15 protein-coding genes and 1 pseudogene are annotated in these 21,008 nt (G+C 73.0%); 7 read left to right on the top strand and 9 right to left on the bottom strand.

Going from position 1 to position 21,008, the window contains the following annotated elements; translation table 11 throughout:
* Nucleotides 1-22: 22 nt before the first annotated feature.
* A complete protein-coding gene (gene thrS, locus CLT71_RS27200; protein WP_101369616.1) occupies nt 23-1,234 on the bottom strand; it encodes a threonine--tRNA ligase in 1,212 nt (403 codons plus the stop codon).
* A 503-nt stretch (nt 1,235-1,737) separates the two neighbouring features.
* Complete coding sequence (locus CLT71_RS27195; RefSeq protein ID WP_101369615.1) at nt 1,738-3,141, bottom strand: NAD(P)H-quinone dehydrogenase; 1,404 nt, start codon at nt 3,139-3,141, stop codon at nt 1,738-1,740.
* 106 nt (nt 3,142-3,247) lie between these two features.
* Between CLT71_RS27195 and CLT71_RS27190 the strand changes: the two genes are divergently transcribed.
* Nucleotides 3,248-3,703 carry a gamma-glutamylcyclotransferase gene (locus CLT71_RS27190; protein WP_101369614.1) on the top strand — a complete coding sequence of 152 codons (456 nt, stop codon included), beginning with the start codon at nt 3,248-3,250 and terminating at the stop codon, nt 3,701-3,703.
* 66 nt (nt 3,704-3,769) lie between these two features.
* Here the strand turns inward: CLT71_RS27190 and CLT71_RS27185 are convergent, their stop codons facing one another.
* Nucleotides 3,770-5,719: a sensor histidine kinase gene (locus CLT71_RS27185; RefSeq protein ID WP_101369613.1), complete on the bottom strand. Its 1,950-nt coding sequence runs from the start codon at nt 5,717-5,719 to the stop codon at nt 3,770-3,772.
* 131 nt (nt 5,720-5,850) lie between these two features.
* Here CLT71_RS27185 and CLT71_RS27180 point away from each other — a divergent pair.
* Nucleotides 5,851-6,555 (top strand): annotated as a pseudogene (locus CLT71_RS27180) (ABC transporter ATP-binding protein); the annotation flags it as partial.
* A 77-nt stretch (nt 6,556-6,632) separates the two neighbouring features.
* Nucleotides 6,633-7,448: an ABC transporter permease gene (locus CLT71_RS27175; protein WP_101369611.1), complete on the top strand. Its 816-nt coding sequence runs from the start codon at nt 6,633-6,635 to the stop codon at nt 7,446-7,448.
* Nucleotides 7,449-7,531: 83 nt separating this feature from the next.
* On the opposite strand, the gene CLT71_RS27170 is transcribed toward CLT71_RS27175, so the two are convergent.
* Nucleotides 7,532-8,290 (bottom strand): SCO6745 family protein, encoded by a 759-nt coding sequence (locus tag CLT71_RS27170; protein WP_101371822.1) that lies wholly within the window; start codon nt 8,288-8,290, stop codon nt 7,532-7,534.
* Nucleotides 8,291-8,591: 301 nt separating this feature from the next.
* Nucleotides 8,592-9,650, bottom strand: a complete 1,059-nt coding sequence (locus CLT71_RS27165; RefSeq protein WP_101369610.1) for a hypothetical protein — start codon at nt 9,648-9,650, stop codon at nt 8,592-8,594.
* A 221-nt stretch (nt 9,651-9,871) separates the two neighbouring features.
* Here CLT71_RS27165 and CLT71_RS27160 point away from each other — a divergent pair, with 221 nt between their 5' ends.
* Nucleotides 9,872-10,978 (top strand): DUF4349 domain-containing protein, encoded by a 1,107-nt coding sequence (locus tag CLT71_RS27160; RefSeq protein ID WP_101369609.1) that lies wholly within the window; start codon nt 9,872-9,874, stop codon nt 10,976-10,978.
* An 80-nt stretch (nt 10,979-11,058) separates the two neighbouring features.
* On the opposite strand, the gene CLT71_RS27155 is transcribed toward CLT71_RS27160, so the two are convergent.
* Entirely contained in the window at nt 11,059-12,312 is a 1,254-nt protein-coding gene (locus tag CLT71_RS27155; protein WP_101369608.1) for an amidohydrolase, read from the bottom strand.
* 519 nt (nt 12,313-12,831) lie between these two features.
* Complete coding sequence (locus CLT71_RS27150; RefSeq protein ID WP_101371821.1) at nt 12,832-14,415, bottom strand: methylmalonyl-CoA mutase family protein; 1,584 nt, start codon at nt 14,413-14,415, stop codon at nt 12,832-12,834.
* A 282-nt stretch (nt 14,416-14,697) separates the two neighbouring features.
* On the opposite strand from CLT71_RS27150, the gene CLT71_RS27145 reads away from it, so the two are divergent.
* The gene (locus CLT71_RS27145) at nt 14,698-16,623 is read left to right on the top strand and encodes a protein kinase domain-containing protein (protein ID WP_101369607.1); all 1,926 of its coding nucleotides are present in this window, start codon (nt 14,698-14,700) and stop codon (nt 16,621-16,623) included.
* A 92-nt stretch (nt 16,624-16,715) separates the two neighbouring features.
* Nucleotides 16,716-18,410, top strand: coding sequence for a phospho-sugar mutase (locus tag CLT71_RS27140; protein WP_101369606.1), 1,695 nt, complete (start codon nt 16,716-16,718; stop codon nt 18,408-18,410).
* Between the two features lie 43 nt (nt 18,411-18,453).
* Here the strand turns inward: CLT71_RS27140 and CLT71_RS27135 are convergent, their stop codons facing one another.
* Both CLT71_RS27135 and upp read right to left on the bottom strand, forming a co-directional pair.
* Nucleotides 18,454-19,131 carry a GOLPH3/VPS74 family protein gene (locus CLT71_RS27135; protein ID WP_101369605.1) on the bottom strand — a complete coding sequence of 226 codons (678 nt, stop codon included), beginning with the start codon at nt 19,129-19,131 and terminating at the stop codon, nt 18,454-18,456.
* 124 nt (nt 19,132-19,255) lie between these two features.
* Nucleotides 19,256-19,888, bottom strand: a complete 633-nt coding sequence (upp, locus tag CLT71_RS27130) for a uracil phosphoribosyltransferase (protein ID WP_101369604.1) — start codon at nt 19,886-19,888, stop codon at nt 19,256-19,258.
* Between the two features lie 133 nt (nt 19,889-20,021).
* Here upp and deoC point away from each other — a divergent pair, with 133 nt between their 5' ends.
* Complete coding sequence (gene deoC / locus CLT71_RS27125; protein WP_101369603.1) at nt 20,022-21,008, top strand: deoxyribose-phosphate aldolase; 987 nt, start codon at nt 20,022-20,024, stop codon at nt 21,006-21,008.

The following is a 21,008-nucleotide window of genomic DNA, read 5'->3' as shown; positions in this document are numbered from 1 at the left end:
GTATAAGCGGGGGCCCTTCCCATCAGGGCAGGAGTTCGGGCGCGTGCCCGGTCACGACGCCGGTGACCAGTCGCAGCGCGTCAGCTGCCGACATCGGCTCCACCGACCGGCCGTCCCGCAGCCGCAGCGCCACCTGCCCGGCCGCCACCTCCCGGGCGCCGAGCACGGCCGCGTACGGGACCCGCCGCTGGGCAGCCTCCCGGACCCGGGCACCGAGTGACCCGTCGACGACCAGCTCGGCCCGCAGCCCGGCGAGTACGCAGTCCCGGCGGAACGCCTCGGCCGCCGCCACCTGCTCCTCCCCCACCGGGAGGACGTGCACCTGGACCGGGGCGTACCAGGCAGGAAAGGCTCCGGCGTGCACCTCGATCAGGTACGCGAAAAGTCGTTCCATGCTGCCGACCAGGCTCCGGTGCACCATCACCGGCCGCGCCCGCCGTCCCTGGCGATCGGTGTAGGAAAGGTCGAACCGGTCCGGCTTGTCGAAGTCGAGCTGGATGGTGGAGAGGGTCGACTCCCGGCCGGCCGCGTCCCGGACCTGGATGTCGATCTTCGGCCCGTAGAACGCCGCCTCCCCCGGTGCCTCGACGAACGGCAGGCCGACCAGCGCAGCCCGGAGCAGTTCCTCGGCGTACTGCCACTGCGCGTCGTCGCCGACGTACTTCTCGCCCGGTCCGCGCAGCGACAGCCGGTACCCCGCCGGGCGTACCCCGAGCGCGGCGTGTGCCACCCGGATCAGCTCCAGCACCTCGGCGACCTCGTCGCCGACCTGTTCGAGCGCGCAGAAGTTGTGCGCGTCGTTCAGCGAGATGGCGCGTACCCGGCTGAGTCCACCGAGCACCCCGGATCGCTCCGACCGGTACATCCCGCCGATTTCGGCGATGCGCAGCGGCAGTTCCCGGTAGGACCGGCCACGGGCCCGGTAGACCAGGGCGTGGTGCGGGCAGAGCGCCGGCCGGAGTACGAACTCGTCGTCGGCGGAGAGCCGCAGCACCGGGAACATGTCGTCGGCGAAGTAGCCGAGATGCCCGGAGAGCTCGAACAGTTGGCGTTTGCCCAGCGGGGGCGAGTAGACGTGCTGGTAGCCAGCCCGGCGCTCCAGCTCACGGACGTACTCCTCGACGCTGTGCCGGGCTGCGGCGCCGGCCGGCAGCCAGATCGGCAGCCCGGCCCCGGCGAGCGGATCGGCGTGGAACAGCTCCAGCTCGCGGCCGAGCCTGCGGTGGTCGTGCATCTTCTCTCCCTGATCGGTGCGGACCCGGCGGCGACTGCGGCCGGGAACGGCGCCGATCTGATGAGCACGACGAAGCCCCGGGGCGGATCGCCCCGGGGCCGGTCGACGAGTTGGTATGCGTCAGCGCGGCACGCCGGGGTCTCCCGGCGTCGTCGTCTCGCTCATCGCGCTGCGCATGGCGGCCACCGTACTCCGGCCGGCCGCACCCCCGCAGCCCATTTCCGGGCTCCTCGGCGCCCGCCGCCGAACGCCCACCCGTTGAACGGAAACCGCCGTCGAACGGCCGCCGTCGCTGGATGGTCGCGTTGCGGGCAACCGCTGTCCTATGCGCTTCCAGCCGGGCCGCCGACGCGGGACCCGTCGGCGGCCCGGTGGCGAACCGCTTCGACCACCGGGAACGGGGGACCCGACGGGACGCGGTTCGCGCGCCGACAACGGTACGCCGCCGGCCGCGTCAGCACCGCCCCGGAAGGCTATCCGTACCACCCCGCCGGAGCCGCCCGTCAGTCCAGCTCGTGCAGCATCAACTGCCGGCCCGCCTCGGTGATGGATCCGGACAGTGACGGATAGATGGTGAAGGTCATCGCCAACTGGTCGACCGTGAGATTGTTCTCCACCGCGATCGTGATCGGCAGGATCAGCTCGCTGGCTTTCGGCGCCACCACCACCCCGCCGATCACCTGCCCGGTGGCCGGCCGGCAGAAGAGCTTGACGAAACCGTCCCGCACGTCGGCCATCTTGGCCCGGGCGTTTCCGGCCAGCGGCAGCATCACCTGGCGGGCCGGAATCCGTCCCGAGTCCACCTCGTTCTGCGACACCCCGACGGTGGCCAGTTCGGGATCGGTGAAGACGTTCGCGGCGACGGTACGCAGCCGCAGCGGCGAGACGGCCTCACCGAGCGCGTGCCACATGGCGATCCGGCCCTGCATCGCGGCGACGCTGGCCAGCGGCAGCACCCCGGTGCAGTCACCCGCGGCGTAGACGCCCGGCACGTTGGTCCGGGACACCCGGTCGGTGCTGACGTAGCCGCCGGGCGCCACAGTCACGCCGTACTCGGTCAGGCCGAGGTCTGCGGTGTTGGGAACCGAGCCGACCGCCATCAGCGCGTGCGAGCCGTGCACCAGCCGGCCGTCGGCGAGTTCCACCTCGACCCCGTCGCCTGTCCGGCGGACCGCGTTCGCCCGGCTGTTGTTGAGGATCTGCATCCCCCGGGACCGGAAGACCTGCTCGATCGCCATCGCGGCGTCGGGGTCCTCGTGCGGCATCACCCGGTCGCGGCTGGAGACCAGGGTCACCTGCACCCCCATCGCCAGGTAGGCGCTGGCGAACTCCGCGCCGGTGACGCCGGAGCCGATCACGATCAGCCGCTCCGGCAGCTCGGGCAGGTCGTACACCTGGCGCCAGGTGAGGATCCGCTCGCCGTCCGGTACCGCGCTGGGCAGCACCCTCGGGTTGGCGCCGGTGGCGATCAGCACGGTCGAGGCGTCCATCGAGTACGTGGAGTCACCCTCGGACGGGGTGACGAGTACCCGGTGGGTGTGACCGAGCGTGTCCTCGCCGAGCCGGGCCCGGCCGGAGACGAATGTCACGCCCGCCTTGATCAATTTTGCCTGGATGTCGGCGGACTGGGCGAGCGCGAGCCGCTTCACCCGGCCGTGCACGGTCGGCGCGTCGACGGTGATCGCGTCCAGCCCGCCCGAGTCGACCCCGAACTCCTCGGTGTCCCGATATCCGGTCACCACATCGGAACTGGCGATGAAGGTCTTCGACGGTACGCAGTCGTGCAGCACACAGGCCCCGCCCGCGCCGTCGCTCTCGACCACCGTCACGTCGGCGTCCAACTGGGCGGCGACCAGCGCCGCCTCGTAGCCGGCCGGGCCTCCGCCGATGATCACAATCCGGCTCACAGTGCTCGCCCTCCGTAGCTGCTTCCAGTGACAATCTTGTTCCGAACCCGTCCGACACGCACGGTCGTATTCTCCCCTACCCCTCCACCGGGCTATCGTCATCGCCGTGCGTCATTACGCCGCGTACGGCTCAAACCTCGATCCCGCCCGGATGCGGGCCTACTGCCCGCACTCACCGATGGTGGGCACCGGCTGGCTGGAAGGCTGGCGGCTCACCTTCGCCGGCGAGGGGGTGATCGGCTGGGAGGGTGCGGTCACCACCATCGTCGAGTCGCCCGGCGATCGGGTCTTCGTCGCACTCTACGACGTGCACTCCTGGGACGCCGCCCAGCTCGACGAGGTGGAGGGAGTGGCGTCCGGCACGTACCGGAAGCTGCACGTCCGGGTGGTCACCCTGGACGGCGAGATCACCGCCTGGGTCTACGTCTTCGCCGGCTACGAGGGCGGGCTGCCCACCGCGTGGTACCTGTCGGAGATCGCCAACGCCGCCGAGAAGGCCGGCGCCCCCGACGACTACGTGGCCGAACTGCGCTCCCGACCCACCGGCACCGCCTCGGCCTGACCGGGTCGGCCGTCCACGCCGTCCGGGCGCGAGCCGGAACACCACAAGGTCCGGCCCGCTCCCCCGCTACTCCGGTGGCGGACAGGGGATCTCCACGGTCACCAGCGTCGGGCCGCCGACCGGGCTCTGCACGGTGAGTACCCCGTCGAAGGCGCCGAGTCGCCGCCGTACGCCGCGCAGCCCGGTACCCCGGGCCGGATCGGCGCCGCCCCGCCCGTCGTCGGCGACCGTGACCCGCAGCACCGTACCGGTGTGCGTGATCTCGATCTCCACGGTCTTCGCCCCGCCGTGCCGGCTGGCGTTGGCCAGCGCCTCCAGTGCGCAGAAGTACGCCGCCGACTCCACCGGCGCGTCGAGCCGGCCGGGCAGTTCCCCGGTGACCCGTACCGGCACCGGGCTGTCCAGTGCCACCGCCCGGAGCGCGTCCGGCAGGCCCCGCTCGGCGAGTACCGGCGGATGGATGCCCCGGACCAGGTCACGCAGCTCGGTCAACGCGGTCGCCGAGGCCTGCCGGGCCTGGGCCACCATCGCCTGCGCGGCCGACGGATCCTCCTCGATCAGCCGCTCCACCCCGGCCAGGTTGAGCCCGACCGCGATCAGCCGGGCCTGCGCCCCGTCGTGCAGGTCCCGTTCGATCCGGCGCAACTCCGCCGCCTGGGTGTCGACGGCGTCGGCCCGGGTCTCGGTCAGTTGCTGCACCCGCAGCGCGAGTTCGGCCGACCGGGTGGGTGCGAGCAGCAGGCGGTCGTACCAGAGGCGCAGCCGGAACAGGGGCGGGGCGAGCAGCGCGCCGAGGGCGGCGATCACCAGGCCGAACAGCGCACTGGTCCAGCCGGGGATTCCGGCGAGGTCCGGCACGAGGTAGGTGACGCCGTACCAGATGTACCAGGGGGTCACCCACTCGCCGCTGAACAGCCCCACCGGGACTCCCCACGGGATCCACCACAGTGGCTGCGTGACCAGCCCGTAGAGCCCCAGCGAGACCAGGGCGGCCGGGATCAGCCCGAGCATCCCGAGCAGCGGGTTGGTGGCCATCCAGAGCTGGTCCCGCCAGAACGCCGGGTCGCCGAGGGTCCACCCGTACGCCTGGGCCCGCACCGCTGCCGCCCGGTCGTCGTAGAGGGTCCGGCCGACCCGGTACCGGCCGTCCTCGTCCCGCCGGGGCGGCGCCGGATACGGCCGGTACGGCTCCGGAATCGTCGTACCGGCCCAGGTGTCGGCGTAGCGGCGGTAGCGGTTCACCAGCGGCCGGGTCAGCTTCGACACCTGCGGCGAGAGCCCACCCCAGGTGACCAGCAGGGTCAGCATGTTCAGCAGGAAGCCGCCGAACGCCGCGAAGCCGAGGCCGGCCAGCCCGGCACCGCGCCAGGTCGCGGTCGAGCACCGACTCAACCACCGGGCCGGCCTGGACCGGCGCCACCAGGACTGCTCCGACGGCTGGAGCAGCAGCCGGCTCCACCTGGCGTGCAGCCGCAGCGTCAGCGGCGCGACCGCGAAGCCGAGCACGACCAGTGCCAGCCCGACCGCCAGCGCCAACGGCGGGGAGCCGACGACCGGGGCCGCGCCGCCGGTCAGCCCGAGCGCGCCGAGCCCGATCCCGGCACCGGCCAGCACCGGCGGGACCAGTGTCGCCAGGCCGCCGGTGAAGGGCGTGAGGTGCAGCCAGATCCACTCGCGCATCAGCGCCGGGTCCTCGCCACGCCAGGTGAGTTCCATCAGGTACGCCGGGAGCCGGGGCGAGCGGTACAGCTCGTTCTCGTAGACGTACCAGCCGTCGGCCCGGCGCTGCGGCACCGGCGGTCCCGGCCGGTGCTCGGCCGGCACCGGGACGCCTGCCCAGCGTCCGGCGAGCCGTCGACCCAGATCCGTCAGCCGCTTCGCGGCCCTGGCCATCGGCAGGTACGGCACGACCAGGGTGGCCGCCACCACCAGCAGTACGGACATCAGCAGGCCGAGCAGGCCCAGCCCGGTCTGGGCGAGGTTACGGACGAACGCGAGAGCGTACCGGCGGGACATGCCTCCAGTCTGGCCGCCGGCTCTCTGCGACGGACTGCGCTCAGGCGCCGGGCCGGGGTGTAGCTACCTGCACCCCGGCCGGGCAGGTGGACGCATTACGACGGAGCCGGCGAGTTCATAGCGTTCCTGTCATGACAGCCATCGAGGTCAGCAACCTGCAGAAACGGTACGGCGACCAGGTCGCGGTCCGCGACGTCTCGTTCGAGGTACGGGCCGGGGAGATATTCGGGATCGTCGGTCCCAACGGCTCCGGCAAGACCACCACCGTCGAGTGCCTGACCGGGCTGCGCCGGGCCGACGGTGGAACGATCCGGGTCTTCGGGCTCGATCCGGTCCGGGACCACGCCGAGCTGCGCCGCCAGGTCGGCATCCAGCTCCAGGAGAGCCACCTGCCGGACCGGTTGAAGGTCTGGGAGGCACTCGACCTGTACAGCTCGTTCTATCCGGAACCGGCGGACTGGCGGGCGCTGATGGACGATCTGGGGCTGACCGCCAAGCGGAACACGTTCTTCAGCAAGCTCTCCGGCGGGCAGAAGCAGCGGCTCTCGGTCGCGCTCGCGCTGGTCGGCAACCCCCGGGTCGCGGTACTCGACGAGTTGACCACCGGGCTGGACCCGCAGGCCCGCCGGGACACCTGGCAACTCGTCCGGCAGGTGCGGGACCGGGGCGTCACAGTCGTCCTGGTCACCCACTTCATGGACGAGGCCGAGCGGCTCTGCGACCGGCTGGCCGTGATCCGGGCCGGTGAGGTGGTCGCGATCGACACCCCGGCCGAGCTGGTGGCCCGGGCCGAGGTGCCCGGCGTCACGCGCCCCACCCTGGAGGACGCCATCCTCGCCCTGACCGGCCCGACCGCCAGCAGCCTGAACTGACCCGGCCCGACGCCACAACCCCGAAGGATCGAGGAATTCTGATGAACGCCGCCGCCCTGCCCGAGACCGTTCCGTCCGGGACCGCCGGCCCGGCACATCGACGCCGTACCGCCGGTCGGAGCACCGGCAGACTGATCGTCACCGAGGCGAAACTCTTCGTCCGGGACCCGCTCGGCTCCTTCTTCGCGGTGATCTTCCCCGCCGCGCTGCTGCTGATCCTGGGCAGTGCCATGCCGGGCTTCAACGAACCGAGCGCGGACGTCGGCGGCCGAAAGCCGATCGAGGTGTACCTGCCGATCACCCTGGCCCTGGCGATCGGCACCGTCGCCCTGGTCAACCTGCTGGGCACGCTCGCCAGCAACCGGGAGAAGGGCATCCTGCGCCGGCTCTCCACCACCCCGGTCTCGCCGGTCCGGCTGCTTGTGGCGCAGTTGACGGTGAACGTGGCCGCGCTGCTGGTCGGCTCGGCGCTGGCGCTGCTCGCCGGTCGACTCGCCTTCGGGATCGAGGCCCGACCGAACGTACCCGGAATGCTCGCCGCCTTCGTGCTCGGTTCGGCCTCGATGGTGGCGCTGGCCCTGCTGGTGGCCGCCTTCACCCCGACCAGCCGGGCCGCGGTGGGAATCGGCAGCCTGGTCTACTACCCGATGCTCTTCGCGGCCGGGGTCTGGACCCCGGGCCCGCTGATGCCCGAGGCGGTACGCCGGATCGCCGACTTCACCCCGCTCGGCGCCGCCTCCCAGGCACTCCAGGACACCTGGAGCGGTGACTGGCCGCAGCCGCTGCACCTGGCGGTGCTGGCCGGCTCCATCGCGCTCTTCGCCGGCCTGGCCGCGAGGCTGTTCCGCTGGTCGTGATCGCCCGACGCCACGCTCGACGGCACCGTGGTCCCGCCGCAGTTGGGCGGGCCACGGCGCTGTGTCGGGGGTGCCGGCGGCGGTCAGTCCAGGTTGGGCGGTGACATCCGGACCCCGGCCAGCGCGACGCCGAGCAGGTTGACCAGTTCCGCCCGTTCTGCCGGGTCGAGCACCCCGTATGCCTGTGCCACGATCCGGTCGGCCACGGACTCGGCCCAGAGCCGGCGCCGGACCAGCGGCCCGACCGGCGGGTACGGCGGCGACCAGCCGTACGCCACCGCACCGGACTCACCCTCCGGGCCGGCGAGGATGATCTCCATCGCCGTCATCCCGGCCGCGCGTACCGCCATCAGGCTGGCTCCGGAGTAGTACTCGAAGAGCAGGTGCAGCAGCACCGCGGCCCGCGCGGCAGGGGCGGCGTCCGCCGGCACCGGCATGCCCCGCCAGGCCGCGAAGAGCGGCATCCCGGTGGCGTCCGCGGCCATCACGACCGGCTCGACCAGCTCGATGAGCCGGGCGATCGGCGGGAAGCTGGCCAGGTAGTCGATTCCCCAGCGGCAGCATTCCGCCCGGCTGACCTCCGCCACGGCGCTCGGGCTGGCCACCCGGGCGGCGGTCTCCCAGCCGTCGGCGACCGCCTCCGGCGAGAGGATGCCGATCGCGGCGGCCACCGTCTCGGTGCGTACGTCACCGAGGACCGCGCCGCGTCCGGTGACCAGGAACGCCCAGCCGGAGATGCCCATCTGGCGCGCCCGGCGCAACGTGCGGGGGCACTCGATGAACGCGCTGCCCAGCTTCAGCACGGTCGGCCTGGCCGCGCCGGCGGCCTGCTCGGGGGTCAAGGACACTGCCTTCCGGTCTGAGTTCCGGGTTCCGCCCGCGTCACCCGGTTGAGTCTGCCTCGCGGACCGCCGTTTGGGCAGTCCCGGCCGCCAGCCGCGCCGAACCGACTCGCCTGACCTGCCCGACCCGACCGATCCACCCCGGGGGGCCGGCGACGGTGCGAGGCGCAACCGGAGGCGGCGCGAGGCGAACCGGCGGCAGTGCGAGCCGGAATTGGCGGCGGCGCGAACCGGAACCGAAGGCGGTGCGAGCCGGAACCCGGGGCGATGCGAGCGGGAATCGGCGGCGGTGGGGTCGGGTTCAGGGCGTGTCGTCGCCGTCCTCCGCCGTCGCCTCGACGGCCGCCTGCACCTCGCCGGCCCGGCGTCGGGCGGCGACCGCCGCCCGCTCGGCGGCCCGGCGGGCCAGTTTGCGCCGGCCGGACTCCTGTTCGGCGGCGGCCCGCCGCCGTTCCAGCTCGGCCAGTTCGGCCTCGATCGCGGCCAGCGCCGCCCCGGCGTCCCGCTCGGCCGCCACCGCCGCCGCCAACTCCGCCTCGGCCCGCTCCTGCCGGGTACGCGCCTCGGCCAGCGCCCGGTCCAGGGTACGGCGACGGGCAGCCCGGGCGGACTCCTCGGCACGGGCGGCACGGGCGGCCTCCCGCTCGGCGGTCGAGGTGCCCCGCCGTGCACCGGCACCCTCCGGTCCCGCCGTCCCGCCTCCGGTACGCCGGCCCCGCGCCCCGCCCCCGGTACCGGTTCGGGCTGCCGCCCGCCCCGCCCCGGTGTCCTCGGTGTCCTCGGCGAGTTCGTCGCCGGCTTCCCCGATCGGCTCGTCGGTTTCCGGACCGTCGACGTCCGGACCGCCGACGATCAGGCGCAACTGCGGCCGGGGTACCTCGCCGAAGCCGGCGTAGCTGGTCGCCCGGACCAGCCGGCCGGAGCGGGCCTGCTCGGCGACCTCGACGTCGGCCAGCGCCGCGTTCAGGGTCGCCTCCACCTCGGCCAGCGGGAGCTTCCCGGCGGCCAGCCGGGGATCCGCCTCCTCGGCGAGCGCCCGGGCCTGGCCGACCAGCGCGCCCACCACGCCCCGCCGCTGTGCGGAGAGTTCCCGCAGCCGGTCGCCGCGCAGCTCCCGCTGGGCGCCACGCAGCGCGGCGGAGAGTTCGACGAGTTCGGCCATCAGCTCGGGGCGGCGCAGGGCCAGCAGGTTCACCAGCCAGGCCGCCACGGTCGGCTTGCGCAGCTTGGCGATCTCCCGGGCGGTGGCCGGGTCTCCGGCGGCCCGGGCGGCGGCGACCGCCTCGGAGCGGGCGGCGACAAAGCCGTCCGGCGGGGCGGCGTAGAGCCGTTCCACCAGTTCAGAAGGGACGCTGGGCATGGTCCTGACGCTTTCGGGTTCAGCCGCCGACGGTTGCCGGCAGCGGGCGGTCGTGGGCACCGCCGACCGCAGCGTCCTGTTTGGACGGGTACCTGGTCAGTCGCATCGAGACTCCTCGGTCACCGAATCGTGATGTCCCCAGCGCAGTCTGCCGGAACCGTGGTGACTCCGCGCCGCGTCTGACGGAACGCCTCTACGGGGGACGGACGAACGGAGGGGACATGATCAGACAGAGTGGGATCAGACGGAACTGGACCGTTGTCGGGCACGGCGGGACCGCTGTCGGACGTGGCGGGACCAGGGCTGGGCGTGGCGGGACCGGGGCTGGCGGGACCGGAGCCGGGCCGGCGCGTCGGCGCCTGGCCGGGCTGTTGGGTGCGCTGGCGCTCGCCGCCGGGCTGGCGCTGGCCGGCTGCGGCGCCGACCGCAACGACGCCTCCGGCACGTCGGCGGCGGACACCCAGGCCGGCCCCGAGCAGGCGGCAGAGCCCGGCGCGGCCGAGGTGCCGCTGACCGGGGGCGGCGAGGCCGACCAGCCGGCGAAGGAACCGAACACCGATCTGGGGGTGGGCCAGCGGGCGATCGTCTACACCGGCTCGGTCACGGTGCGGGTGGAGGACGTGCAGGAGGCCGCCGCCCGGGCGGTGGGCATCGCGAGTGGGGCCGGTGGCTTCGTCGGCGGTGACAACCGCACCAGCGACGCCTCCCGTTCCGAGGCGACCCTGCAACTGCGGGTTCCGGCGGACCGGTTCGGCGCTGTACTGGACGAGATCGCCCGGCTCGGCGACCAGTTGCGCCGCGAGGTGAAGAGCGACGACGTCACCGAGGAGACCCTCGACCTGGACGCCCGGATCGCCACCCAGAAGGCGAGGGTGGAAAGCGGCCGGCGGCTGCTGGCCCAGGCGAAGTCCCTCTCCGAGCTGGTGATGCTGGAGGGCGAGCTGGCCAAGCGGGAGGCGGATCTCGCCTCGCTGGAGGCGAAGAAGCGCCGGCTGGCAGACCTGACCGCGCTCTCCACTGTCACCGCCGTGCTGCTCGGCCCGAACGCGCAGGTGCGCGAGGAGGACGAGCCGGCGACCGGGTTCCTGGCCGGGCTGGAGGCCGGCTGGGAGGCGTTCGTGCTGTCGCTGCGGGTCCTGCTGACCGTGCTGGGTGCGCTGCTGCCCTGGGCCATCGGGCTGGGCCTGCCGGTGCTCGGGGTGATCTGGCTGTTCCGCCGGCTCCGCAACCGGCGCTCCCGGCCGGGTCCGCCGATCCCGCCCCGGGTCGCACCCCCGGCCCCGGTCCAGGTCCAGGTCCCGGCCCAGGCGCCGGCACCGCCGGACTGAGTCCCTCTTCCGGCCCGCCGGGGTGAACCCTCTACCCGGGTACGCCGGGTGCCGCCGCTGCGGTGCCCGGCGACTCCGGGTCAGCCGGCCAGCGCCTTCAGCGCGGTCTGCACCAGCAGCCGTACGCCGACCCCGATGGCCCGCTCGTCCACGTCGAAGGTCGCCCGGTGCAGGTCGACGTTTGCCGCCGCCCGCCCGACGCCGAGTCGGGCCAGCGCGCCCGGTACGTGCTCCAGGTACCAGGAGAAGTCCTCGCCGCCCATGCTCTGCGGGGTCTCGGCGATTCCGGCCGGGCCGGTGGTGGCCGCCGTGGCGGCGGTCAGCACCCGGATCGCCGCGGCGTCGTTGACCACCGGCGGGCGGCCGCGCAGGTATTCGACGTCCACGGTGGCGCCGGTCGGGGCGATCACGTCACGGACCACCTGTGCGACGATCTTCGGCGCCTGGTCCCAGGTGTCCCGGTCGAGTACCCGGAGCGTGCCGGCCGCCATCGCCTCGTTCGGGATGACGTTGTACTGGGTACCCGCCGAGGCCTGGCCGAAGACGAGCAGCAGCCCGCTGTTCGCCGGCACCCGGCGGTTGACCAGCGCCGGCACCTCGGTGACCAGCCGGCCCAGCGCATCGACCAGGTCCACGGTCAGGTGCGGCCGGGCGGTGTGCCCGCCAGGCCCGGCCAGCCGGACGGTGATGTTGTCCGCCGCCGCGGTGATCGGGCCGACCCGGAGGCCGACCTGCCCGACCGGCAGGTTGGGGTCGCAGTGCAGGGCGAAGATCTGGGTCACGTCGGTCAGCCCGCCGGCCTCGATGACCTCCAGCGAGCCGCAGGGCAGGATCTCCTCGGCGGGTTGGAAGATCAGCCGGACCCGCCCGTCCAGCTCGCCCCGCCGGGCCAGCTGGGCCAGCAGCAGGCCCACCCCGAGTACGACAGTGGTGTGCACATCGTGCCCGCACGCGTGACACACACCGTCCACGGTGGACCGGTACGGCACGTCCTTCACGTCGGTCAGGGGCAGCGCGTCAAGATCGGCCCGGAGGGCGACCACCGGTCCGGAGGGCCGCCCGTCGATGTCGCAGATCACCCCGTTGCCCTTCGGCAGCAGGCGCGGCTCCAGGCCGGCCAGCGCCAGTTCCCGGGCGATCAGCGCGGCGGTGTCGAACTCCTGACCAGAGAGTTCCGGATGGGCGTGCAGGAACCGGCGGGTCGCGATCAGGTCGGGCAGCCGGACGTCGAGCAGCCGGTCGAGCCCGAAGGGCAGGGGCTCGGCACCGGGCGGCGTCTCGGATTCCGACGACGCCGGCTGGCTGCCGGTCGGCAGTTGCAACGCACTCGTCACGTCGAATTCTCGATCACTGTGGATGGGATGGGACTCGGACAGCCTAGACCGCCGACGGTGACGCTGCGCAACCTCGTTCTGGTAGTGATCAGACAGCACAGCGTCACGAAAGCCCTGGTAGGAGCGCTCGGCAACGTACGGAGGGCTACCTATCCCGCCATCAGACCCCGCCATCTGTGCCACACCTCCTACAACGCGTGACGGTTTCACCGGTCACGATCTAGCTCGGCAGCAGCGCCACCTGCCCGATTTGTCGAGTTGTCCGACGGTCTCGGGCAGACAGGGGTGGAACACCACCGGGTGGGGTGGCGGGGGTCCCCAGGGTGACATTCGACGTCAAACGGGCCCCGCACTGGCTGTCCGTCATCTGCGGCCGGGCCCGGCCGCCACCGATTCTGCGAACCTCTCATACCCGAAAAACCACGCCGGCACTCCAGGCCGCCGCCAATCACCCGGAAGGTACGCCTGCCCAGCGGGGCGGAGGAGCCGCCCGGAGACTTCCGGTGCGGTACCGGACGGTCAGAACCGGTCGCTGGGCCGGTACGTCCCCCATACCTCGCGCAGCACGTCGCAAACCTCGCCCACGGTGGCCCGGGCCCGCAGCGCCTCCTTCATCGGGTGGAGCACGTTCCCGGTACCCGAGGCTGTCGTGCGCAGGTCGGCGAGGGCCCGCTCGACGGCGGTGGCGTCCCGGTCGGCCCGCAGCCGGGCCAGCCGGTCCCGCTGGGCCGCCTCGATCGCCGGGTCGACCCGGAGCGGCTGGTACGGCTCCTCCTCGTCGACGGTGAACCGGTTGACCCCGACCACCACCCGGTCACCGGACTCGATCTCCTGCGCCACCCGGTACGCCGACGCCTCGATCTCGCGCTTCTGGAAGCCCACCTCGATCGCCTCCACCGCCGAGCCGTACTCGGCGACCCGGGCCATCAGCTCCCGTACCCCGGCCTCGATCTCGTCGGTCATCGACTCCACCACGTACGAGCCGGCGAACGGGTCGACGGTGGCGGTCAGGTCGGTCTCGTACGCCAGCACCTGCTGGGTACGCAGCGCCAGCCGGGCCGCCTTCTCGGTCGGCAGCGCGATCGCCTCGTCGAAGCTGTTGGTGTGCAGCGACTGGGTGCCGCCGAGCACCGCCGCGAGGCCCTGCACGGCGACCCGGACCAGGTTCACCTCCGGCTGCTGGGCGGTGAGCTGCACCCCGGCGGTCTGGGTGTGGAAGCGCAGCATCAGCGACTTCGGGTTCTGCGCACCGAACTCGTCGCGCATCAGGTTGGCCCAGATCCGCCGGGCGGCCCGGAACTTCGCCACCTCCTCCAGCAGGGTGGTCCGGGCCACGAAGAAGAACGACAGCCGGGGCGCGAAATCGTCAACGGCGAGGCCGGCGGCGAGCGCCGCGCGGACGTACTCCAGGCCGTTGGCCAGGGTGAAGGCGATCTCCTGCACCGGGGTCGCCCCGGCCTCCGCCATGTGGTAGCCGGAGATCGAGATGGTGTTCCACCTCGGCACCTCCGCCCGGCAGTACGCGAAGGTGTCGGCGACCAGCCGCAGCGACGGCTTGGGCGGGAAGATGTAGGTGCCCCGGGCGATGTACTCCTTCAGGATGTCGTTCTGGATCGTCCCGTTCAGCGCTGAGCCGGGCACCCCGGACTCCTCCGCCACCAGTTGGTAGAGGAGCAGCAGCACCGAGCCGGGTGCGTTGATGGTCATCGAGGTGGAGACCTTGTCCAGCGGGATGCCGCCGAAGAGGGTGCGCATGTCCTCGACCGAGTCGATCGCCACGCCGACCTTGCCGACCTCACCCTGCGCGATCGGGTGGTCGGAGTCGTAACCCATCTGGGTGGGCAGGTCGAAGGCGACCGAGAGTCCCATCGTGCCGGCGGCGAGGAGCTGGTGGTAGCGGGCGTTGGACTCGGCGGCGGTGCCGAAGCCGGCGTACTGGCGCATGGTCCACGGACGCGAGGTGTACATCGTCGGGTACACGCCCCGGGCGTACGGGAACTCACCGGGCGCACCGAGCCGGGCCGCCAGGTCCGCCGGTACGTCGGCGGCACCGTAGACCGCCCTGATCGGGAACCCCGACTCACTCGACCGACCATCACTCATGACCGGCATGCTAGGCCCGGGGCGTTGAGCAGGCACCGCTGGACCGAACCGGCATCGCTGTGAGATACACCGCAGGCGTCCGGGCCGGCTCGGGTCGGCGTCCGGGCAGCCGTGAACGGCGCGGCACGCGGCGTCGACAAACACGAACGCATCGTGAGGCGACAGACACGTACGGTCGAGTTATCGGGAACTACGGCGGTTGTCTTTCCCTTCTGCGGTCGGAACCCGCAATATAGGGGGGTTCTGTCCTGTGCCCCCTCGATTCTCTTCGGTGGCTTTTCTGTGACTCAGATCCCGACGTGGAGTGGCGGACCGGCCAATCCCACCAACGGACGTGCGGCACCCGGCATCACCATCGGCGGTCGGTACTCGTTGCGGGCGGCGGTCGGCCACGGCGGCATGGGCACCGTGTGGCGCGCGGCCGACACCCTGCTGCGCCGCGACGTGGCGGTGAAGGAGGTCGTACTCCCGCCGGGGCTGGCCCCCAGCGACCGCGACGCGATGTACGAACGCACCCTCCGCGAGGCGCGGGCCGCGGCTGCCCTGCAACACCCGGCGGTGGTGCAGGTCTACGACGTGGTCACCGAGGGCGGGCGGCCGTGGATCGTGATGGAGCTGCTCGACGCGCGCAGCCTGGCCGACATGGTGATCGAGGACGGCCCGCTGGGGCCGCGCGCGGTCGCCAAGATCGGTATCGCCCTGCTCGGCGCGCTCGAGGTGGCGCACGCGATCGGGGTACTGCACCGCGACGTCAAGCCGGCGAACGTGCTGATCTGCTCCGACGGTCGCTGCGTGCTCACCGACTTCGGGGTGGCCCGGATGCCGACCGACGTCCAGCTCACCACCCCGGGCATGGTGCTCGGCTCGCCGCACTTCATCTCGCCGGAACGGGCCATGGGGCAGGACTTCGGCCCGCCCAGCGACCTCTTCTCGCTCGGCGTCACCCTCTACACGGCCGTCGAGGGGCGGCCGCCGTTCGACAAGGGCGACCCGATCGAGACCATGCACGCGGTGGTGGAGGACCCGCCCGCGCCGCCGGTCCGCTCCGGTGCGCTGACCCGGGTGCTGCTCGGGCTGCTGGAGAAGGACCCGGCCCGCCGGCTCGACGTCACCGCCTCCCGCACCATGCTCCGCGAACTGCTGGCCGGCCCGCTGGCCAGCAACGCCGCCGGGCACATGGTCACCGACCCGTACGCGGTGGTGCCGACCCAGCGCTCGCCGTGGCAACAGCCCGCCGGCGCCCCCCAGTCACCGGCGCCGGCCGGAGCCCAGCCCGGCCACACCAGCCGGCCGGCGGCCAACGGCGAGATCGGCGGCTCGGCGATGCTCGCCCCGGGCGAGTCCCCGACCGACCGGCTGGCGCGCAACGCCCGCGACATCGGCGCCTCCAACCGGCCCCCGTCAGGCGGCGCCAACCCGCTGAACACCCCGACCGGGGCGATGCCGGGCTCGGCCGGCCGGCGCGGCGGACCGCTCGACACGCCGACCGGGGCGATGTCCGGGTCCGGTGGCCGGGGCGGCACCGTGCACGTGGCCCGGGGCGGCGGCCTGGGCCGTGGCCTGGCCGGCGCCCGGCAGGCCGGTGACTCGGTGGTCCGGACGGTCCGGGGCTGGCCCCGGAAGATGCAGCTCGCCGTGGCCGGCGGGGTCGCCGTGGTGCTGCTGGTCGGCATCGTCGCGCTCTCGGTCGGCGGCGGTGGCGACGACCCGACCAAGAACCCGCCGCCGCAGGCCGAACCGACCAGCCAGGCCCCGGCACCAGCGCCCTTCGCCACCCAGCCGCACAACGCGAAGGGCGTCTCGGTGAACGTCCCGAAGGGCTGGAAGAAGAGCGGGGCCGGGGTCTACACCGACTACACCGACCCGGAGGACAGCGGCCGGCGGGTCCGGATCCTGGTGGAGTCTGGCAAGACGCCGATGGGCTTCATGAAGGTCGCCGAGGGCGGGCTGAAGAAGAACGGCAGCACCTGCAAGAAGCCCTACACCCAGGTGGCGCTCCAGGAGGTCGAGGTCGCCGGCAAGCCCGCGGCCGAGCTGGAGTACACCTGCGGCGAGGGCTCGAGCAAGCGGCACGGGGTGTGGCGGGCGATCACCGAGGACGGCAAGGCCTACTCGTTCTATCTGACCACCCCCGATGAGCGGTTCGAGGAGAGCAAGCCGATCTTCGACGAGATGGTCAAGTCGTTCCGGCTCGGCGAGACCGGCTGACATCCACGCACCGGCCCCGCTTCTGGCGTACACCACGCCGGGGGGCGGGGCCGGACCGCATCCCGAAGTGGCCGGCGTGCTATCACAGTCCGATGGTGGCGAAACCGAAGCAGCCCGAAGGCGAATCCCCGGACGAGTTGACCGGGCTGCGGGCCCGGGCCCAGGCGTGGCTCGACGACGACCCCGACCCGGCGACCCGGGAGGAGCTGCGGGGCGTACTCGACAGGCTGCCGGCGAGCGCCGCCGAGCTGGCCGACCGGTTCTCCGGACCGCTCACCTTCGGCACCGCCGGGTTGCGGGGTCCGCTGCGGGCCGGCCCGAACGGGATGAACCTGGCCGTGGTCACCGCCGCCGCAGCCGGGCTGGTCGGCTGGCTCGCCGCCCGGGACGCCTCCGGGCCACTGCTGATCGGGTACGACGCCCGGCACGGCTCCAGGGAGTTCGCCGAGCGGACCGCCCGGGTGGCCACCGGCGCGGGGCGACCCGCCCTGCTGCTGCCCCGGCCGCTGCCCACCCCGGTGCTGGCGTACGCGGTCCGGGCCCTCGGCGCGGTCGCCGGGGTGATGGTCACCGCCAGCCACAACCCGCCACAGGACAACGGCTACAAGGTCTACCTGGGCGCCTCGACCGGGGGTCCCCGGGGCGCGGGGGCGCAGATCGTGCCCCCGGTCGACGCCGAGATCTCCGCGGCGATCCGGGCGGTCGGGTCGCTGGCGGCGGTACCGCTGGGCGGGCCGGGTGAGGTGCTCGGGGACGACGTGGTGGCGGCGTACGTGCGGGCCACCGCCGGGCTGATCAAGCCGGACGGGCCGCGTGGGCTGACCGTGGCGTACACCCCGCTGCACGGGGTGGGTGCCGCCGTACTCACCTCGGTCTTCGCCCGGGCCGGGTTCGGCGTGCCGGGGATCGTCGCCGAGCAGGCCGAGCCGGACCCGAACTTCCCGACCGTCTCGTTCCCCAACCCCGAGGAACCGGGCGCGACCGACCGGCTGGTCGCGCTGGCCCGGCAGATCGGGGCGGACATCGCGCTGGCGAACGACCCGGACGCCGACCGGTGTGCGGTGGCGGTCCCCGACCCGGTGCGCGGCTGGCGGATGCTGCACGGCGACGAGGTGGGCATCCTCCTCGCCGACCACCTGTTCCGGCAGGGCCACACCGGGCTGTACGCCACCACGATCGTCTCGTCGTCCCTGCTGCGGACGCTGTGCGAGGCGCGCGGCCTGCCGTACGGCGAGACGCTCACCGGGTTCAAGTGGATCGTCCGGGCCGAGGCCGGCGACGCCGAGCTGACCTACGGCTACGAGGAGGCGCTCGGCTACTGTGTCGCCCCCGACCAGGTGCGGGACAAGGACGGGATCAGCGCCGCGCTCACCTTCGCCGAACTGGCGGCGACGCTCAAGACGCAGGGGCGGACCGTCACCGACCGGCTCGACGAGTTGGCCAGGGAGTTCGGGGTACACCTGACCGACCAACTCTCGGTCCGGGTCGACGACCTGAGCGAGATCGCGAACACGATGGCCTACATCCGGGGCAGGACCCCGAAGACGCTGCTCGACGAGCCGGTGACCTCGGTCGAGGACCTGGCTCCGGCGGCGGACGTGCTGATCCTGCGTACCGACTCGGCCCGGGTGGTGGTACGCCCGTCCGGCACCGAGCCGAAGCTGAAGGCGTACCTGGAGGTGGTGGAACCGGTGGTCGACGGCGACCTGCCGGCGGCCCGGGAGCGGGCCGCCGCCTCGGTGCGCGCGCTGCGCACCGAGACCGCCGCGGCCCTCGGCATCTGGTAGCCGACCACCCGCCGGTGGCGGTGCCGCCCGGAGCCGCCTGCGGTCAGCTCCGGCTGCCCAGCGCGGCGTCGATGGCCCGGGAGAGGGCGGCGATCACCAACGCCACCGAGGGGCGGATGGTGGACTCCTCCAGGCTCCCCCCGTCGGTGAAGCCCGCACTCCGGGCGATCTCGGCCAGCCGCGTCCGGGCGTCCTCGGCGGCCGGTCCGGTCAGTCCGAGGCTCGGCTGTACCCGGATCGCCGCCATCACGGCGGCGAGCGCCGCGGTCCGCTCGTCGGGTACGGCCTGCCCGGTCAGCGCGGCGGTCAGCCGGCTGCGGATCTCGTCCTCGACCGACGGGTCGAGTACCGGATAGCGATGCACGTGGATGTGCCCGAGTTCGGTCTCGTCGACGTCGCTGACCACGCCCCGGGCGCAGAGGTCGTTCAGGATCCGGTCGCGCAGCCCGTGCCGGAGCCGCTGCACCCAGGAGGCCGGGGTGTGCGGGGTGTCCGCGGCGATCCGGGCGAGCACGTCGTCGGCGATCGGGTCGCCGGTCGGCGTGGGGTCGGTGGCCACGATCGAACCGTCGGCGAACGCGACCCGTCCGGCGAGCGCGAGGTCGACAAGCACGGCGGCGGCCATGCCGAGGTCGAGACCGATCCGGGATCCGGTCGCCTTGCCGGACTTGTCGTCATAGCCGAGCAGCAGCAACTCCTCGGCCAACCCAACACCTGTCATGGCCCGGAACGGTAGCCGTTTCGCGCCAGCCGCGCATGCGTCCCGGCCGGACCGAATCGGACGGGTCGGGCGCCTGCGGTGTCGGACCGGTCGGGCGCCTGTGGCGAAGCCGGGCGACCGGGAGTCAGAACCGGGGCATACCGCCGAACTGCCGGTCCCCGGCGTCACCGAGCCCGGGGACGATGAACATCTTCTCGTTGAGCCGCTCGTCGATCGAGGCGGTAACCAGCCGCAGCGGCAGCCCGGAGCGCTCCAGCCGCTCGATGCCGGCCGGTGCGGCGAGCACGCAGAGCACCGTGATGTCGGTGCAGCCCCGGTCGGCCAGCAGCCGGCAGCAGTGCTCCAGCGAGCCGCCGGTGGCGAGCATCGGGTCGAGCACCAGCACCGGCCGGCCGGTCAGGTCGGTCGGCAGCGACTCCATGTAGGCGCGCGGCTCGTAGGTGTGCTCGTCCCGGGCGAGCCCGACGAAGCCCATCGACGACTCGGGCAGCAGGCCGAGCGCCGAGTCGGCCATGCCCAGCCCGGCGCGGAGCACGGGCACCAGCAGTGGCGGGTTGGCCAGCCGGGCGCCCTGGGTGGGTGCCACGGGCGTGTCGATCGGGAACTGCTCGACCGGCAGCGAGCGCGCGGCCTCGTACACCAGCATGGTGGTGAGTTCGTGCAGCGCGGCGCGGAACGACGCCGAGTCGGTCCGGGCGTCGCGCATCACGGTCAGCCGCGTCTGGGCCACGGGATGGTCAACCACGAGTACGTCCACGGTCGCTCAACCTACCGGTAACCTCTGGTCGTGCCGCTGTCGGTCGGCAGGTCCCGGGCGGGTACCTGCCGACGACCCGGCAGGCGACTATGGCCAAGATCACAGACTCGCCGCCGTGCGTAGACTTGCGGCCATGACGGCGACAGCGGCGTCGGCGCGTTCCGACCTGACCGAGGTGGGGCGTTCCGAGGCGACCCTACGGGCCTTCCTGCACGGCCTGCCCGGCGTGGACCAGGTCGGCGCGGAGCAACGGGCGGCGATGCTCGGCACCCGCTCGATCAAGACCAGCGCCAAGGCCTGGGCGATCGACCTGGCGATCCGGATGGTCGACCTGACCACGCTGGAGGGCGCCGACACCCACGGCAAGGTACGCGCGCTCGCCGCCAAGGCACTCCGCCCGGACCCGGCCGACCCGTCCTGCCCGCCGGTCGCCGCCCTCTGCGTCTATCCGACGATGGTCCCGGTGGCCGCCGAGGCGCTCTGGGGCCCGACCGCCCGACCGGCCGGGGACGCGGGCCGGGTGCACCTGGCGAGCGTGGCCACGGCGTTCCCGTCCGGGCAGGCGCCGCTGGAGGTCCGGCTCGCGGACACCCGCTCGGCGGTGGCCGCCGGGGCGGACGAGATCGACATGGTGATCAACCGGGGCGCCTTCCTCTCCGGGCGCTACCAGGAGGTCTACGACGAGATCGTCGCGGTCAAGGCCGCCTGCGGGGACGCCCACCTCAAGGTCATCCTGGAGACCGGCGAGCTGGTCACCTACGACAGCGTCCGGCGGGCCTCCTGGCTGGCCATGCTGGCCGGCGCCGACTTCATCAAGACCTCGACCGGCAAGGTGCCGGTGGCCGCGACCCTGCCGGTCACCCTGGTGATGCTGGAGGCGGTCCGGGACTTCCGGGACGCCACCGGCCGGCAGGTCGGGGTCAAGCCGGCCGGCGGGATCCGGACCACCAAGGACGCGATCAAATACCTGGTGCTGGTGAACGAGACCGCCGGCCCGGACTGGCTGCACCCCGACCAGTTCCGGTTCGGCGCCTCCAGCCTCCTCAACGACCTGCTGATGCAGCGCACCAAGTTGACCACCGGCGTCTACTCCGGCCCCGACTACTTCACCCTGGACTGA

The sequence above is a fragment of the Plantactinospora sp. CNZ320 genome (assembly GCF_002846275.1).
The sequence above is the reverse complement of the archived record's forward strand: the minus strand, read 5'-3'. Positions and strand labels throughout refer to the sequence as shown.